The organism is uncultured Flavobacterium sp., from assembly GCF_963922255.1.
Classification (GTDB): Bacteria; Bacteroidota; Bacteroidia; order Flavobacteriales; family Flavobacteriaceae; genus Flavobacterium.
In genome coordinates, this window is sequence record NZ_CAWUIC010000004.1 from 37,809 (window position 1) to 54,334 (window position 16,526).

The 16,526-nt window shown below is 28.5% G+C and carries 16 protein-coding genes; 10 read left to right on the top strand and 6 right to left on the bottom strand.

Annotated elements, in window-relative coordinates; all coding sequences use genetic code 11:
- Window positions 1–123: 123 nt before the first annotated feature.
- The 6 genes from AABJ49_RS04815 to AABJ49_RS04840 form a co-directional block, all read right to left on the bottom strand.
- Entirely contained in the window at window positions 124–300 is a 177-nt protein-coding gene (locus tag AABJ49_RS04815) for a hypothetical protein (protein ID WP_338376514.1), read from the bottom strand.
- Complete coding sequence (locus AABJ49_RS04820) at window positions 287–625, bottom strand: hypothetical protein (RefSeq protein WP_338376516.1); 339 nt, start codon at window positions 623–625, stop codon at window positions 287–289. Before AABJ49_RS04820 ends, AABJ49_RS04815 begins: the two co-directional genes overlap by 14 nt.
- Window positions 625–2,439 (bottom strand): DUF6119 family protein, encoded by a 1,815-nt coding sequence (locus AABJ49_RS04825; RefSeq protein WP_338376518.1) that lies wholly within the window; start codon window positions 2,437–2,439, stop codon window positions 625–627. Before AABJ49_RS04825 ends, AABJ49_RS04820 begins: the two co-directional genes overlap by 1 nt.
- A complete protein-coding gene (locus tag AABJ49_RS04830) occupies window positions 2,439–2,624 on the bottom strand; it encodes a hypothetical protein (RefSeq protein WP_338376520.1) in 186 nt (61 codons plus the stop codon). The genes AABJ49_RS04825 and AABJ49_RS04830 overlap by 1 nt, the downstream gene beginning before the upstream one ends.
- 183 nt (window positions 2,625–2,807) lie before the next feature.
- Window positions 2,808–4,064 carry a hypothetical protein gene (locus tag AABJ49_RS04835; RefSeq protein WP_338376522.1) on the bottom strand — a complete coding sequence of 419 codons (1,257 nt, stop codon included), beginning with the start codon at window positions 4,062–4,064 and terminating at the stop codon, window positions 2,808–2,810.
- A gap of 10 nt (window positions 4,065–4,074) precedes the next feature.
- Window positions 4,075–4,446 carry a hypothetical protein gene (locus tag AABJ49_RS04840; RefSeq protein ID WP_338376524.1) on the bottom strand — a complete coding sequence of 124 codons (372 nt, stop codon included), beginning with the start codon at window positions 4,444–4,446 and terminating at the stop codon, window positions 4,075–4,077.
- A 368-nt stretch (window positions 4,447–4,814) separates the two neighbouring features.
- Here AABJ49_RS04840 and AABJ49_RS04845 point away from each other — a divergent pair, with 368 nt between their 5' ends.
- The 10 genes from AABJ49_RS04845 to AABJ49_RS04890 all read left to right on the top strand — a co-directional run bounded on the left by AABJ49_RS04845 (window position 4,815) and on the right by AABJ49_RS04890 (window position 16,292).
- Window positions 4,815–5,135 carry a hypothetical protein gene (locus tag AABJ49_RS04845; RefSeq protein WP_338376526.1) on the top strand — a complete coding sequence of 107 codons (321 nt, stop codon included), beginning with the start codon at window positions 4,815–4,817 and terminating at the stop codon, window positions 5,133–5,135.
- A gap of 653 nt (window positions 5,136–5,788) precedes the next feature.
- The gene (locus tag AABJ49_RS04850; RefSeq protein WP_338376528.1) at window positions 5,789–6,559 is read left to right on the top strand and encodes a histidine kinase; all 771 of its coding nucleotides are present in this window, start codon (window positions 5,789–5,791) and stop codon (window positions 6,557–6,559) included.
- Window positions 6,552–7,214, top strand: a complete 663-nt coding sequence (locus AABJ49_RS04855; protein ID WP_338376530.1) for a response regulator transcription factor — start codon at window positions 6,552–6,554, stop codon at window positions 7,212–7,214. Before AABJ49_RS04850 ends, AABJ49_RS04855 begins: the two co-directional genes overlap by 8 nt.
- Window positions 7,215–7,309: 95 nt before the next feature.
- Window positions 7,310–7,795, top strand: a complete 486-nt coding sequence (locus tag AABJ49_RS04860; RefSeq protein WP_338376531.1) for a hypothetical protein — start codon at window positions 7,310–7,312, stop codon at window positions 7,793–7,795.
- Between the two features lie 141 nt (window positions 7,796–7,936).
- Window positions 7,937–8,404 (top strand): hypothetical protein, encoded by a 468-nt coding sequence (locus tag AABJ49_RS04865; RefSeq protein WP_338376532.1) that lies wholly within the window; start codon window positions 7,937–7,939, stop codon window positions 8,402–8,404.
- 180 nt (window positions 8,405–8,584) lie between these two features.
- A complete protein-coding gene (locus AABJ49_RS04870; RefSeq protein WP_338376534.1) occupies window positions 8,585–9,316 on the top strand; it encodes a hypothetical protein in 732 nt (243 codons plus the stop codon).
- A gap of 74 nt (window positions 9,317–9,390) precedes the next feature.
- Window positions 9,391–11,598: a hypothetical protein gene (locus tag AABJ49_RS04875; RefSeq protein WP_338376536.1), complete on the top strand. Its 2,208-nt coding sequence runs from the start codon at window positions 9,391–9,393 to the stop codon at window positions 11,596–11,598.
- 2 nt (window positions 11,599–11,600) lie between these two features.
- A complete protein-coding gene (locus AABJ49_RS04880) occupies window positions 11,601–15,107 on the top strand; it encodes a hypothetical protein (protein WP_338376538.1) in 3,507 nt (1,168 codons plus the stop codon).
- A gap of 5 nt (window positions 15,108–15,112) precedes the next feature.
- Window positions 15,113–15,772, top strand: coding sequence for a hypothetical protein (locus AABJ49_RS04885; RefSeq protein WP_338376539.1), 660 nt, complete (start codon window positions 15,113–15,115; stop codon window positions 15,770–15,772).
- Between the two features lie 46 nt (window positions 15,773–15,818).
- Entirely contained in the window at window positions 15,819–16,292 is a 474-nt protein-coding gene (locus AABJ49_RS04890; RefSeq protein WP_338376541.1) for an SMI1/KNR4 family protein, read from the top strand.
- Window positions 16,293–16,526 lie beyond the last annotated feature (234 nt).

The window sequence follows — 16,526 nt, forward strand, 5'->3', positions numbered from 1 at the left end:
TTTAATTCGTTAAGGGATTGTTGGATTAAGTTTGTTAATAAGGTTATGTCATGCATGGATTTTTGAGAAGATTTTCGTGTGTGGCATTCTTTTTTTTAGGTAGCTTGTCCTAAAATTAGTTATTTAATTTTTATGAATTTCTGCAAAATCTTCTTCAGAAAGAATTTTAATTTTACATCCTTTCTCTATTAATTCTTCTGCTTTTCTGTGTTTTGCACTTTTTTCATATCCAGCAAGTTTTGTACTGTCTTGCAGACCCACTATTAGTATTGTTGTGTTTTTAGTACTATATTGATTCAAAAAAAGTTTTTACTTCTTCTAATGGTGTTTTGTTATTGAATGACTTTATGGTTTTTCCTTGAATACTAGATTCTCTGACATCAATATTCCCTCCTAAATGATCATATACAAAACAAAGTCTTGTTTGGTTGACTTCCACCCATAAGACATTTTTCATATCTCCTTGACGAGATAAAACTTTAATTTGGTTAGTAGAACGCCAAATTATACCTCCAGCAATAGCTAAAGCAATACTATTGACGTCTTGTGCATGATGATTTGCTCTATCTAATACACCTTTCAAATATGCCTGAAGAATTCCGATGCTCTCTATTGTTGTTGCCATTAAATTAAGTTTATTCGTTCGATTAAAAATTCAAAGTCTGTTCTTTTCATGTCTCTTAATGTATATATTAGAGATAACTTTGCAATTCTTGAGTCTGTATTTATTATTTCCTCATTTATTGTTAAAGCAGAACTAGTTGCATATACAAAAACAAATTTTATTTTTCTATTTGACTTCATTAGTTCAATGAAACTGTCTAAATCTAATTCGTTTTCTTCTCCATCAGTATTAACGTATTTAATATTGCCGCTTTCATAATGTTTATTACTTATTGAGGTAAAATAACTAGATAATGATTTATTATCCGTTTCGTCTATAGCAAATTTTAAATATCTCGAAGCATTGATTATCTGATTAGAAAGTACTCTCATGTCTTGTCCTAATCCTTTTTTTACATGATAAAAAAATAATTCGTTATCCGTTACTCTAATTAAATCAGAAACTTCAATATAACTCATATATGTTCTATCAGTAACAATAAATCCTGGAGTAGAAATAAAACTTTCATTAAATAATCCTTCACTTGGATTTTCAGTTTGATCCCAATTTTTTAATTTTATTATTGGAGCTAAAGATTCGAAATTGGTATTATTAAATCTTTCATTCAATAATTTATTTAAACTATCTTTATATGCGTACCATTGGGAATCAACTTTAAAATATTTTTTTCCATTATATTCTACCTCTCCGCTAATCCATTTATTTAATGATATGGAACTAATAAAATTAGATTCTTCACTTAATTTGTATGAACCATAAGTGTTAATTAAGCTATTACTAAAATTTTCTTCGGATGATATATCAATTACGTCCTCTCCAATCTCATCAATTAAATCTTTAAATTTTTTAGAAGAACTCATTTCAATTTCAATACTTGTACCGCTATCTTGATTTGTAAATTCTGTAACTGATGAGCTTAAATATTCGAATATTTCTGGGTGATAGAAGTCAACTTCTTCATTAGCCAAATATTTATTATATGCCATTCTAATAATTTCTTCCCCAAGATTATCTCGAATTAAGCTTAATTCTTGAGGAGGAACCCGATAAAATTGATTAAAATCTACACCATCGGTCAATAGTAATCGTTTAATCTTTGTTATACGATTTAATAATTCTTTATAATCGAAATTTGTTGAAATCTCTAAAGAAGAGCTGCCAGATATAGAAACTTGTCTTGTACTTTCTCTCTTTTTCACTATTCCTAATTTGATAAAATCTTCTTCATTTATCGCTGCCAACATTGATTTGTAAATTTTACCAAAATCATCATCATAAGCAAGACTGTAGTTTTCTCTGAAAAAACGTTGAGCGCCTAATTCACTCCCGAAAAGAGCTCGATCTTCTATTTGTCTAATCTCAGTTGAGCTTTTGTCAATAAGTCTGGATAATATTTCCATTCCAAAAAAGATGTCAATGTGTTCCCCTAATAGATGATGGCCATAATAGCCTTTTGAAATAGCAAAAACGCTTTCTTCATCATAAACAAAAAGAAGAAATGAAGAATATCTATTTTTAAATTCTTCAAGTTCAGCTTCATCTTGTGCTATTGTATTAGCAAAATCTATCCAATCTGGTGTCTTTTCTTCAGTATTTAAAACAAATAATTTTGCATGATAGGAATAGTTATTTTCTTCCTCATCAATGGTAACTATCTGATTTATATCTTCTCTTAAAGTAATGTTTTTAAAATCATGACCCGTTTTGTCATTGTATAATTCAACAATTGTATCAATAAGTTTTTCAGTATCACCGTAAATTGGTATTAAACTGTCTTGGAGCTTGTAGAGTTTTGCATTTACTTTGTTTGACATTACCCTTTTTTTCTTTTGGTAGTATATGTAGTGCTTGGGCTTTTCTTAGTTTCTGATTTTTTTACATAACGACCTGTTTTTGCACTACGGTGTTGTTCGTATGTTTTAGATTTTGATTTTTTCTCTTGTGCATTAATTGAAATAGCAAATAAGACTAGTAGAGTAAAAGTGAAAAGTTTTTTCATAATATTAGATTTTTAATAATTTATTTTTAAATGACTTATGCAGCTATCAAAACCATACCATGGAAATCTAGCTATTTTTTGCTTGTTCATTACTAAAGCAGGTTAATATTTGAGTTTTCAAATTTACTTTACATCCTATTTAAACAAAGCATTTGTTATTTTTTAGATACAATAATTTATACTCTATCTTTTATTTCCAAAACCAAAAACCATTCCCAGAGCCGCTACTAAATTTCCGTCTTTAGTTGTTGTTCCATCATAATTTTTTCCGAAAGAGAATGTTAATTTTTGATTTTTAAACAATGCATAATCTATATTTAACATAAGTCTCCAAGAGTTATCTATTTCACTTTCAGAAAGAAAACTTCTGTAAATAGCTTCTAGACTTGCATTAAGTTTTGCTTGAGGTTGCCCTAGGATATATCTAAAACCCGTGTCGAAAGTAGAAACACTTTTTTGGTCATTAATTGCATTATCTAAAGCAAATATTCTTTCAGGATTGTGTAGGTATCTGACTAAGCCTAAAAACGCACCTGTTTTTTCTGTAGTATAACCCAGTGTAGTCCAAACCCCTGCATTGTAAATCTTACCTTGGTTGAAACTTTTGTTATGAAATTCGCCCCCAATTCCTCCAGCAATATCCCATGTAAAACCGACACGTGTTAATTGAAATTGGCTTGCAATAGTTTTTATTTTATCGTCTATAGTTTTAAGCTCACTATTTGTTTTATTTTCATTTAGAAGAATTGCTGTTTTTTGTTCAATTTCTTCATCAATTTTAGCTGCTTTTTTTGATAATAACTCAATTAGAGCCAGATTGTCTTCCGATTCATCATTAACATCCACGTTGATAAAAATTTGCTTTCTTTTTTCTTTTAATTCAATTATTTCTAGTGGTAAGTTTTCTTCAGTAACATCTTGAATATTTTGCATTAAGTCAAGTTTCAATTTTTGTAAGTTTTGAATTTGGCTTAGTTTTTCTTTTGTAGTTTTATCATAATCCCCTCTATAAATTGAAAACTTCAATCCGAAACCAGCATAAGTGCTATTTGTATTAAAATTAATCGTTGTTGAATCCACATTTTTGATTGCAAAAGACAGCACTAGTGATTGAGGGATAACATTTTTGCCATACGAGTTTTCTAGACCTTTTGTAGTTATGTCTCCTAAGGCTTTACTTTTCAGTAACCAAAAAGGAGCAATATCAACAGCATAATTTGAAGGTAGACTTGTGTAACTATCAGATGCTGATTGTAGTGAAACCATAAACTCAGATACATCTGTTGGTTTATTTATATCGCTTTGTGCAAAACCTAGTAAATTTGAAGCAGGAGAAACAGGAGCTTTTAATAAGTCATATTCAGTTTCATTGTTGGTGTTTTGAGACCAAGCATTACCGACAAATAAAACTATTAGGAGAAATTGTATTACTTTTTTCATGTTGGATATCTTAAGGTTTATAAAATTCGATATTGCAGTAGTAATCAGCAGCATCCCCTTCATTTTCAACCGTTTTGTAAAGCGGGTAATTTCTAGTTAAAACACCACCATTTATTTTTAGGTTTAAGAAGGTTACATTTGTTTTCCTAGAAGTATCTGAGATAGTAGCTACAATTTTAAGCTTTTTGCCATTTAGCTCACTGTTATTACCAATTTCACAATCTATTAGGTTTCCTTCGTGATCTTCAATTAAAACTGTTTTATTCAGTCTAACCGTCAGCATTGAAGTTTGACCTTCATCACCCACAGTAATATTCAGTTTTACTTTACGGTTCTTGTCATTAACAAGATATAACGTATCTAAATTTGTTTTTGAAGCCATAACAATGTATTAGTTTAAGTATTAAATATGTAAAGTTATATTTTAATAAATGTTAATAAAATACGTATAAATACTTAATTTAAATAAATTATTGCGTAGTCCTGAAGCTCTCGAAGTTAATTCTATCCTTAGAATTACCAACTTTATTCTTTTACTTGTTATTTAATTAATTTTTGGATACGTAAATACACTTAATATGGAGATTATTATATTCTTTTTTCTTGTTAAATCAGTCGTTATGATAACTCATTGGCTTTAAAAATTCATATATTACGTATAAATACGTATTATAAAGTAGTATTAATACTTATTTTATAATTTATGATTGCCTCTTAGATTTGAAAAATAAATTTAAAACATATTTAAGCATGGCATTAAGTGAAAACTCAGGAAGTATTATTACTGAAGAAAAAGCTAGAATTTTGATAAACGCCTTTGATAGAAAATATCCAGGAGAAGTAGTTTCGTCATTTATCGGGACTGAAAATGTAAATCATATTTTGAATCAAGAAAATTGCATTGGTTTACGAATCTATAATGGTTATGATGATGAAAATTCAAAAATGAGTTTAGTTTTGGTTGGTGTTGATACTGATGAAAAAGATATGTTAGAGCAGGGGATTATTTATGATGAAATGATTACTTGTCCACCAACTTGTCCATTAGAGGGCTCACTTTCGGAAAATTAATTAACTTTGTGGAGTAAGTTTATTTAAAAACTTACTCCACAAATGATATACATTTTAACATTTACAATTCTATTTGGTTTAGTACCATTTTCTTTCATAGTTTTTGATAAGAGTCTTCGAGGTATTAAAAAATTTCATCCTTTTATCTTTGTAGTTTTTATTGCAAGTTTATATGAATTTATTGGTTCACTGCTGCTTAAGCTAAATGTAGAATATTGGTTTTTTATTTATGGTATATTAGTTTTCTTAAGTATACACTATTTTTTTTATAAACTATTAAATGAAAAATTTAAAAGAGTTTTTATCATTTCAATACTTATATTCATAATTTTTTCTATTCTAGCTTTTATCTATAGAATATCTTTTGATTACTTAACTATTTCAGCTTTTTTTAAGGTATATCAAACTATTAATATATTGTTTTTTTCAATACTTTGGTTTAAAAGAATATTTGAGGAACTTGAAACTGATAATCTATTAGAAAATTCAAATTTTTACTTCATTTCAGGTTTAATTATCTATTATTGTGGATCTGTTTTTTTATTTCTGTTAGCAAATTATATTTATGTTTCAGATAAATCAGATTTTCAAAATTATTGGCTATTGAATATTGCTTTGAATTTAATCTTACGCAGTTTAATAATTATTGGTATATGGAAAGCAAGATTGAAATAATATCAGTTTTTTGGATTGGGACATTTGTGATGCTATTTTTAGCTTTTGGCCTACTTTTTTTAGCTGTTTTTTATCAGAAAAGAATAGCTAATGTAAAGCAAAAGGAAGCTGAACTGCTTTTGAAAACAGCTTTGGAAAGTGAAAAAAAAGAGCGTCAACGTATAGCTAAAGATTTACATGATAGTGTTCAAGGAGATTTAGGTGCCGTTAGAAATTATTTTACTTTATTATCTAAGCAGATAACTCAAAAGGAAACACAAGATTTGCTGACAGCTATCAAAGAAGCTATTGCACAAACTATTGAAAACGCAAGATTAATTTCGTATAATTTAATGCCTCCTTTATTGGAAAGTTCAGGTTTAATTGTTGCGCTTAGAGAATATCTTGAAAATTTAACTAAATCAACTGATAAAAAATTCAGTTTGCAAACTGATGTGCAAAATCTAGTTATCCCTAAAGCAATTAACTATGAATTGTTTCGAATCATTCAAGAATTTACATCCAACATGCTTAAGTATGGCTCTATAACTGAATGTAAATTGTTTTTATATGAAACTCATGATTTGATTCATCTTGAAATTGTAGATGACGGAAAACCATTTGATTTTAAGGCCAGTTTTTCACAATCCAAAGGAGCTGGATTATATAATATTCAATCTAGATTGACTAGTATTGAAGCTAAACTTGTTCAACGAAATGTTATGGAAGGAAACCATTTTGTTATCTCAATACATAAAAAACATGATTAAAGTTGCTTTAGTTGATGATCATCAACTTTTTAGAAAAAGTTTATCCTTGTTGCTTTCTACTTTTGAAGGTATTGAAGTTGTCTATGATACTAATGATGGATTAGCTTTTTTAAAGGCCGCTGAGGACACCTTGATTGATGTTGTTTTGCTGGATATTCAAATGCCAATTATAGATGGTTTTGAGGTGTGTAGCCGGTTAAAAGCAATTAATCCAGACATTAAGATTTTAATTATATCACAGCTTACTTCTAAAGAGGCTATTCATCAAATTATGGAATGTGGTGCTAATGGTTTTTTTACAAAAAATTCTGCTCCGGAACTTTTAGAAAATGCTATAAAAAGTGTTATAGAGAAAGATTATTATTTTGATATTGAATTAGCAGCTGTTATTAGAGAGGCTATTTTGTGGGAAAAAAAGATACTCTATAATGATGATTTAAGTATTCATATTAATTTTACTCCTAGAGAGATTGAAATTATAAAAATGGCTTCGCAAGAGAAAAGTAGTAAAGAGATCGCTGATGTTTTATGTATTAGTGCTCGAACTGTGGAGAAACATAGAAAGCGGATCATGGAAAAAACGGAATCTAAAAATTTTATTGGTGTTATTTTATATGCTTTGAAAACTAATGCGATTAGTTTGAGTGAATTATAGGAAATACCATTTTGTATGAATTAGGTATTAACACGTATTGTTTGTTTGTTTTCTACCTGTTAAATTTGTTGTTATAATTTAATTTTCTTTAAAATATGATAAATAACAAATTTGCAGTAAAAAATCTTAGTTTTCTTTTCTTATTATTTACTCTTTTACTTTCATGTTCTGATTCTTCTGATGATAAAGTAAAAGAAGATGGTATTTCTAATAATCCATTAAGTGGTGAGCTATATGATTCCAACTTTACTATTGGTGGAGGCAAAGGAGCGCTTGCCAATGTTTTTGGAGTTGATAGTTTTGAGCTTTATTTTACATCACAGAATCTTGGATGTGAAACTTTAGGTTTTTCAGATTTTCCTATAACTTTAATTGCACCGCGTCAAATAGGTGTCTTTACAAACGATGTATATTTAACTTTTAATGATCCAAATTCTTCTGATTTTATTAGTCTATCTTCAGGCATTACTGTTGAAATTCTTTCAATAGCTGACAATTTAGTTATTGGAAAAGTAAAAGGAGCTTCTTCCTCAACTGATAATTTTATTGAAGGAAAATTTGAAATTCCTATTTGTCAATAATTCGGTATTTAGATTTTTTTTGTTTTTTTAAACCGCAATTTGCGGTTTTTTTTTGAGTCAAAATTACGTGTTATTACGTATTGTTTGTCTTAACTTATGCAATTAATTTTACCCATTAAATTTAAAACTCTATTTATTATTATGAAAAAATTAGTTTCACTTTTCTTGGTTTTGTTAACTGTAAGTTTTGTTTCTTGTTCGAAAGATGATTCATCAAATGACGATGTACAAGATGAACTATACTTAAAGTTCACTTATAATGGACAACAGTACAATTTTAATCCAGCTACTATTACTTCTCTTCAGAAAGCTATTTCGGGTGAGCAAGAAGCAAATTCAATCACAACTAGGCTTGTTTTATGGATGCCAGTTAACGCTTCAATAGGTAATCATCCAATTACTGATGAAACTCCAACAGATACCAATCTTGAGACTTTGTTTAATGCGGAGTTATGGGTTGGTGATGCGACCTTTACAGCTATGAGTGGTACTTTGGTTATTACAGAGAAGAATGAAGAGTTTATCAAAGGGACTTTTAGTTTTTCTGGAGAGGATGAGAATGGAAATGTTGGTGTTATTTCCGATGGCACATTTAGCGCATATAATTAAAATTTAAAAGGTCTCAAATTGAGACCTTTTTTTTGGTAGTTAAGTGATTTTACTAGGTTGAAAATTACGTATAAATACGCATTGCTATTGATTTGAAATTAAAATAAATTTACAAAGCACTAAAGCTATTACTTAAAAAAATGCTTTTATGCAAACACATAATAATATAAAAAGAAGAAAATGAATTTAAAAACTAAATTTTTCGTAGTAGCTATATTTCTAATTAATGTAGTATCCTTTTCTCAAGAAAGAAAAGTAGGTGTGGTAACTTTTTATGCAGATAAAACTATAGATTTATCGCAAGTAGATGCTTCGGCTGACTTTATTGCAAAAAACACAAAGTTAAGTGAAGATCCAAGTTTTAATTTAGAAGCACCCCTTAAAAAGTTCCACGATGCATTTTTTGAAAGTTATGTAAAAAACTTTCCATTTGAAGTTTTAGATGAAGATAAAATTCTGAATAATGATACATATAAAGAATATGTACCAACTTATGATAAAAATAAGAAAGATTTTTTAGAGTCATCCTACGAATCCATTGAGGGATATAAAATCATTAGACAAGCTGGTCCAGTTGTTAGTGAAGTTGCTGCTATGGCTGAAGAGCTAGGAGTAGATGGTGTAATGTTTGTTTATTTAAAATTTGATTTTAATAAAACGGGTGTTGGAAAATTTGGGTATTATAGTATTAGAGCTTACGTAGAAATAGACTTGTATGACAAGACAGGAAAAAGTATTTTTCAGTTTAATGAGTTGGCTGGATCCAAAAAGAAAGCTGTGATGGTAGGAGGAATTCCTGTTATGAGTCCAGATAAAATTCAACCGATGTGCGAGAGTGCTATTGAGAGTTTGATGGAGGATATGGATAAGAAATTGGAACGATTGTCTAAGAAGGTGGATAGGAAGTTTTAGACTACTCTCTTATTTATTATAGTAGATAATGAAAGTCTTTTAAACAAATCGTTTTTAATTTATTCCTATTTCTTATGCCAGATTTAATAAGCAATACTCAAGCTCAAAATTCGACAACATCTAACGGTGGCACCAATAAGCAACCTAAATTAGATGCCAATTCTTTTTTCTTTTTAGAAGATGCCAATTTTACGCAAACGGCTGCCCAAGCTTTTGGCATAGTTTCCGAAAATGAATTTAGAACTACTTCTTTACTAGACTTAGGAACTGTAGACAAGAAAATATTTAGTATTTGTTCTGGTCAAGTTTTCATTCAACCGATGACAGGTGATGCTACAAAAGTCAACTTGATTTTGAAACCCTATAAACAACCCGTAAATGGATTGTCTATAAAATATTTTATTTATAGAGGTCTTCCTAAAAGTCAATTTATTGATTCAAATGGTGATGTAGTTCCAACCGGCACGAATGGTTTGATAACTCATATTAGAAACGAATTTACTAGTTTTTATAATCAAATACCTAATGAACCAATTCCAGTCTTTCAAGCCAAATTTGTTGGTTATCCTGATTCAAGTAGTACTCAATTAGAGACTCAACTTTTAGATAGTTATTTTTATAAAATTTCAGCTTCTTATGATGGTGACGATTCTAATTTAGTTGACCCAGATAAAAATTTTGAATTTCCTATGATTCCAGCAGGAACACATTTGGCAAGTTGTTCTGGAGTCATAGGTTTAGACATTGTGCTAAACAACGGAGACTATTATATAGAAAATGACGCAAACCTTTTTCAATTTAACCTTGCGTTTGCTAGAGCATCAGCAAATGTAATTAATGTGTCTACAGCAACAGATAACTACCAAGAAAAATTAATACGAGAAACCATTACTCAATTTTTAGATCCTGCTGCATTTTATGGTTTGCATGCTAATGGAGGAAAAATAAATAAATTTGGTTTGACAACACCTATTACATCTGCAACAGATATTTATAATTTAATAAATTCATTTGCTACAAAAAACACTATCTATCTTTACATACAAAGTAACAGACAACGTTCTTATAATTTTTATAAAAATTATGAACTAGACAGTACTAATTTGAATAATATTAAGATTGGAACAGATGAGCCAAATCTTGCATTAACAACATTTGAAACAGAAAAGTGGCCTGTTAAAACCTTTACAACAGCACCAGTGGTATCAAGTTTTCAACAAAATATAGCCTTGCAATTTACCACAGATAAAGGACAAAATACTTACTTGTATGGTGTAATGGCTAATATAATTTCTACGAACAGCGAAAATTTTATTGAATCAAAAGATCTAATACAAGAACCTGATGTTAATGGAGTTGTTTCTGATTTTACAAAAACTGTGGTTGTAAGTTCACCGATTGCTAATAATGAGAATATAGCTTCAATAATACAATTGATTTATTTAGGTAAAGATATTGTTTTTACAGATTTAGGAATAGATGATGGTGACCCAGCCACTCCGATACCTGACCCTATTCATTTTGCTCCAAAATTTATGGACGATATTTTTGATTTAATGAACGCTATTTCTTTTTTAAAAGCTGACAAAATATATCATGTTCATAATTACAAGCCTAATTTATTTAGTCAGAAATCAATTGACAAAAACAGAGGACTAATAATTGCTTATACTCAACGTACACAAAATACTATAGCTATAAGTGAAACTGAAGATTTAACCTTGTTTACTTATTTATCTATTTCAGAAAATGAGTTAAGTAATCATTCAAATTTTTCTCCAACTCCATCATCTAATAAAGAAGCTACTGGTTATGGAGTACAAGATTTAAATGATTCTCAAAAGTTACCCAATTTATCTAGTAATGAATTTGTTAAGCTTGATAAATTTACAGATATGGGTGAAACGATAAATGGAATTGTATTACATACTTATGACAATTCTTTGGCAACTACAATGATACTTGGTATTGCAGAGGACGAGCATAATTCTTTATTGAACATTATTGAATTGAATAACCTAAATAATCCTAAGCTTTATTTTCATCCAACTTTAGATGATGGCAATTTTAATTTATCTGAAGAAGGTGTTTCATATAAAAAATATACATTAAAGATTGTTTCTGAAAACTCTGATAATAATTTTTTAATTAACAATTTGAATGACAATATTACTATTTATTCCATTGATGAATTAATTTTCTTTTCAAAAAGTTACTCAGAAAATATTTTAATTGAAAGTGTAATAAATGAAGAAATAAGTTTTACAATTAAAGAAGAATAAAAATGAATAATATTTGTATTTTAAAAAATGGTTTAGCTGTAAAATTGCCTGAAGATATATTTCAAAATTTAATATATGATATTGACGGATTTTTAATAAGTTTTGAATTCCAAAAAGAAACAAGTTTTGTAAAATATCATTTTTACTATTCGGATGAATTTAAGAATATCAGATATAACGGAAAAAGCTATGTTCCTGATGGTTATTATCTGGAAGAAAAAGCAATACTTTATTTTGCTTACAAACAAGGGACAGCATTTACTCAAAGTATTGCTCCTACACCTGTTGAGTTAAAAGAAAATTATTGTTTTAAGTATATAGATTTTGAAAACAATTATCCAGCAAATATTGATGATGAAGTTACAGTTACTTCGATAAATTCTTCACTTCCAAATTTTATTTATGAAGAGAATAAAGCTGTTTTTAAAATCATTAAAAATGTTGACAATACGCCTAAATTATATTACTTAAAATCAAATAAGAAAATTGATTTTCCAATTAAAAATGAAATTGGTAATGGTTTTGTTTCTTATGAATTAAGTCAAATTAACGATTTTTTACATCCAGATAGAGATTATAACACAAAAGCATTAGGTTATTTTTATCAAAAGAATTTTTCTGAAAGAGTTTCAGGTTGGATAGCCACTACAGATACTATCCAAAAAATGGATAGAATTACCACATTAATTACCTTAAGAATTAATCAAATTAGAATTGAAATTTTCCCATTGCTTACTGATTATTGGGGGATAATAGATGGTGTTGGAACTCAACAGCCAGGCTTTACTTTGGCCGATTTGGATACTAACTTACTAAGAATTTTATATGAGATAAAAAAAGGATGGGCAATGTATTATTTTCCAAATAACCCTTCTTTAAATACCTATTCGCCTATTTTACCAAACGATGGTTATTACCCAGATTATGAGGCTTTTAGTAAGTACTATAGTTCTTTAGTAAATTTCTACTCAAGTTGCTATAGAATTAAACCATTGTTACTAAATGAAACTAATGATGATAAAAAATTAGAATTACTTATTAAATGTTTAGGTCCTTCTTCTCTTCAAGTTATACCAATAGATCTGAGAATAGACATATTAATAGGTTTTGCAAAAAACAAAATTTATGAAGACAAAGAAAATCTTGTCTTAAAGATTATTGAATCTATAGATCCAGCAGATTCAACCTACTTTTTAGCTAAATTGCAAAGTACAATTTTAAAAGAGAAAAATGAAAATAAAACTCTTTTTGAGACTTTATATGATAAAATTAATGATCAAATTCTTTGGATTGGGAAAGATAATCGAAAAGCATTAATGCTAAAATTGTTTAATCTTTGGTATGTCTCTGAATTTAATCCTAGTTTTAATACAAATGATTTTGAAGATGATGTAACAAATTATGACAATATAGAGTTAGGCTTGTTAGGATATACATCTAATACTGTAATGTTAAATTACAACCACGAAAAGTCTTTTGGTTTTTATACAGATAATATGAGTTTCAATTTTTCTGATAGAAAAATTGAGGTTTATGAAGACAAGCAAGAGGTAGTAAAAACATCTCCAAATTATGGAAATGATTATCAAACTGAAAAGGTTACAACAGTGCCTAAATTAGTGGGTACCTATAATTACTTTCAAGCCATATCACTTTCAGATTATAAAGAGAACGATGTAGCTATAAAAATACCCCTAGTAGACTTAAATCAGAATGGACAGAATGTAACCGCATTATTGCCATTATTTTACTTAAAATATATGGATGATTTTGGTGATAATGAAGATTTATGGACAGGAATTGGTTTAGCATTTGATGTTGCATTAACTTTTACTGGAATTGGGAACCTTTCTAAACTAAGACATTTAAGACATGTTGGGAAGTTTGGAAGAGCATTTAGAGCATGGAGAACAGGAACACAAACTTCAGAAACTTTATTTATTCTTAAAGGGATTTGGTCTAGTGCTCAAGGAATAGGAGCTTTATTAGAAATATCTTCAAGTTTTGTGTCAATTTACTTAACTTATACAACTAACAATTGTAACGATTATAGAAATCAAGTCAACCAAAACATTAATGACAATACGCCAAATGGTCAGTTACCTGATGATTCAGCACAAAGTGATGAGTTTAAACGTTGTAAACAATTAGATCAGATACTTTTTTGGATTCAAATAGGTTCTTTAGGTTTAGATGTTTTGGCAAGTAAAATGATAAAAAAACATGCACGAAAACTTGAAGACCTTGGTTATCCAGCAAGTTGGGATGTGGGAGACTTTTTACAGTTAAAGCAAAAGTTTCAAGGAATAAATGCAGCGGGTTTAGATAATTTTCAATCTTTTATAAATCAAATTCCTACCAGTTTTAGATCTAATGTAGAATCTAAATTATTATCTTATACATCAGACCAACGAATCTTATTTCTGGATGATTTTATGGATGCAAACATTACCGATGAGTTTTGGCAAAAAATGATTCAGAATGGTGGTGAAGCGATGGATAATTGGAAAAACTTGAGGATTCATAATGTCAATGATGCTAAATCACTAGAAATAATTTTTGATACAACATTAACCAACCGTTATACGCAGTATTATAGTTATCCAAGTTTAAAAGCACAAATATTAAAGTTTGATGATGAAGCTAGAAGATTATTTATGCAAAGCCCTTTATCGCAAGTAACTCCATTGCCAGGTACAGGTTACTTGAATGCGTGGTTAAAAATGCAAAAAAATGGTACATTAGGAAATTTTCAAACGGAAAGTTTTTTACGTAAATTTGATGATTTTAGTGATGAATTGGTTGAGAAAGCTATTCATGAAATTGCACATTCGGGACAAAGAGGTAAAGATGTAAGAAGACTTATACAAGCAAACCCAGAGGATATCATTAATCAACTAAAACCTATTTTAGAAGATCCTTATAGACTTTGGAGTTCAAAGGAATTGTTTTCTCCTGCTTGGTTAAGATGGCGAAAAAGTTATTTCTTTAAACATGTAACCTTTTTGGGAAGAAAATTTGAAGGAATTGTTAGTGCTCGTTTTGCTGTAAGAAATTCAACAGAATATAATGCTCTGCAAAACTGGATGAGTAGTAATTCAATCGCTAAAAATTTAGATGATTATGATTTAATTACTAACGTTCAATTAAAATATAATAGCGCAGGAGATTATTTTATTGCCGATCAAGTTTTTGTAAAGTTTACAACAGATCAATATGGTAAAAAGAAAATAAGTGATATAATAGTAATTGAAACCAAATTAAAGCAAACTACAGCTACTTCATTAAATCAAAAAGGAGCAATTAATGCCGCTTATGATAATAACTTTTCTGGTTTTGAATTGAGGAATAATAATAGAAAGTTAAAATTTGAAAAAAAGTTTAATATCAACAAGACTAATGGTGATTTTAAATTCGATGGACAACCAACAATCATTAAGGCATCTGATTTAGATAGTGGTGATGAAATTAGCGATTTTAAAAGATTAACAAATTTAGATAATAATTAAGAAATATGGAAATTACATATAATAGAGAGGACCTACAAGCTCATTTAGAACTAATAAAACCTGCAGGTTACACATTAGAATCATTTGAGAACGAGTTTTTTTACACTAAACAGGAAGTTCAAAGAAAAATTACAATTACACCTTTTTATGATGATTACTTTCCTCATGATGTAGTTTTTTCATCTGTTTCTGTTAATGTATTATTTAGCAATGTAGAACAAATATTCCATGATGTTTATATTAATAATTCAAATGTATATTTTAAACATTTTTTAAATGAAACACCTACTTTTTCAGAAGATTTTTCAGATGTATTAGCATCATTAGATGAGGAAAAATTAAAATCTACAAAAGTATTTGATGATTCAAGTTTTTATATAGTAAAGCCATTATTAGAGCAAATGATAAATGCTGCTATTAATTTTATTACTCAAAATCAAACCCTACAAAATTTTTATAATTTGGGAGAAAATATGAATATTGATCAACAAGCAAACTTTTATATTCAGCCACTTCCTGAACGAAAATTGATTATAAAAAAACTATTATCAATTTCTGATTATAATAATTATGCAACTCAACTTATTAATTATTACACGCAAGAGGGTGAAATTCAAGATGCAAATTTCATACAATCATTAAAAACTTATCTAGATAGTTTGTAAAAAAAGTGAATTTTGAAATTAGATTATAATAGTTTTTATCATTATCATGAATATACAATATTTAACAAAATTAAAAGATAATCCAATTGAGTATTCAGAAGATACAGATTTTAGATTTCCAATAAAAGGCATTTCAGAAGCTGAAATAACACAATTAGAGAAAACTTGGAACAATGGCAACCCTTTTCCAAAAGTTTTAAAAGAATTATTATATCTAGCAGGAGAGGATTGTTACGTTTTTGATTATGGAATTCCAGAAAACCAAAATGAAATGCAAGAATGGGTTCGAGAACAAATGACTGAAATGAATAAAACTATAACTCGTCCTTTTTATGCAATAGACTTATATGGTGGAGATCAATTTTTATTCATTTATTTAGATGAAGGAGATAATCCAGATATTTATCAAGCATCGGCTTATGAAAGCAATTCTATTTGGTTCAGAAATATTAATCATACCATAAAATCACTATCAGAAAGAAGAATTGATAGGGTTAAAGAAGGATATAATCCATTTTAAATATTTTATGTGTTAAATGATATATTATCTTTATTTAAACAAAGTTAAATTACATCTCCCAAAAAATATTAAAGCATATGATTTAGAAAATGGCGATGAAATTAGTGGTTTCAAACGATTAACAAGTTTAGATAATAATTAGAAAATATGGAAACTACATATAGTAAGGAGGAATTACAAGCTCATTTAGAGCTTATAAAACCCACAGGATATGATTTAAAATTATTAGAAAAT

What these genes read in the sequence shown, in the direction of transcription:
- AABJ49_RS04845 (WP_338376526.1), top strand. Translation starts at nt 4,815, where the DNA reads ATGGCATTAAGTGAAAACTCAGGAAGTATTATTACTGAAGAAAAAGCT.
- AABJ49_RS04820 (WP_338376516.1), bottom strand. Translation starts at nt 625, where the DNA reads ATGGCAACAACAATAGAGAGCATCGGAATTCTTCAGGCATATTTGAAA.
- AABJ49_RS04870 (WP_338376534.1), top strand. Translation starts at nt 8,585, where the DNA reads ATGAATTTAAAAACTAAATTTTTCGTAGTAGCTATATTTCTAATTAAT.
- AABJ49_RS04875 (WP_338376536.1), top strand. Translation starts at nt 9,391, where the DNA reads ATGCCAGATTTAATAAGCAATACTCAAGCTCAAAATTCGACAACATCT.
- AABJ49_RS04865 (WP_338376532.1), top strand. Translation starts at nt 7,937, where the DNA reads ATGAAAAAATTAGTTTCACTTTTCTTGGTTTTGTTAACTGTAAGTTTT.
- AABJ49_RS04890 (WP_338376541.1), top strand. Translation starts at nt 15,819, where the DNA reads ATGAATATACAATATTTAACAAAATTAAAAGATAATCCAATTGAGTAT.
- AABJ49_RS04825 (WP_338376518.1), bottom strand. Translation starts at nt 2,439, where the DNA reads ATGTCAAACAAAGTAAATGCAAAACTCTACAAGCTCCAAGACAGTTTA.
- AABJ49_RS04880 (WP_338376538.1), top strand. Translation starts at nt 11,601, where the DNA reads ATGAATAATATTTGTATTTTAAAAAATGGTTTAGCTGTAAAATTGCCT.
- AABJ49_RS04830 (WP_338376520.1), bottom strand. Translation starts at nt 2,624, where the DNA reads ATGAAAAAACTTTTCACTTTTACTCTACTAGTCTTATTTGCTATTTCA.
- AABJ49_RS04835 (WP_338376522.1), bottom strand. Translation starts at nt 4,064, where the DNA reads ATGAAAAAAGTAATACAATTTCTCCTAATAGTTTTATTTGTCGGTAAT.
- AABJ49_RS04850 (WP_338376528.1), top strand. Translation starts at nt 5,789, where the DNA reads ATGGAAAGCAAGATTGAAATAATATCAGTTTTTTGGATTGGGACATTT.
- AABJ49_RS04860 (WP_338376531.1), top strand. Translation starts at nt 7,310, where the DNA reads ATGATAAATAACAAATTTGCAGTAAAAAATCTTAGTTTTCTTTTCTTA.
- AABJ49_RS04855 (WP_338376530.1), top strand. Translation starts at nt 6,552, where the DNA reads ATGATTAAAGTTGCTTTAGTTGATGATCATCAACTTTTTAGAAAAAGT.
- AABJ49_RS04840 (WP_338376524.1), bottom strand. Translation starts at nt 4,446, where the DNA reads ATGGCTTCAAAAACAAATTTAGATACGTTATATCTTGTTAATGACAAG.
- AABJ49_RS04885 (WP_338376539.1), top strand. Translation starts at nt 15,113, where the DNA reads ATGGAAATTACATATAATAGAGAGGACCTACAAGCTCATTTAGAACTA.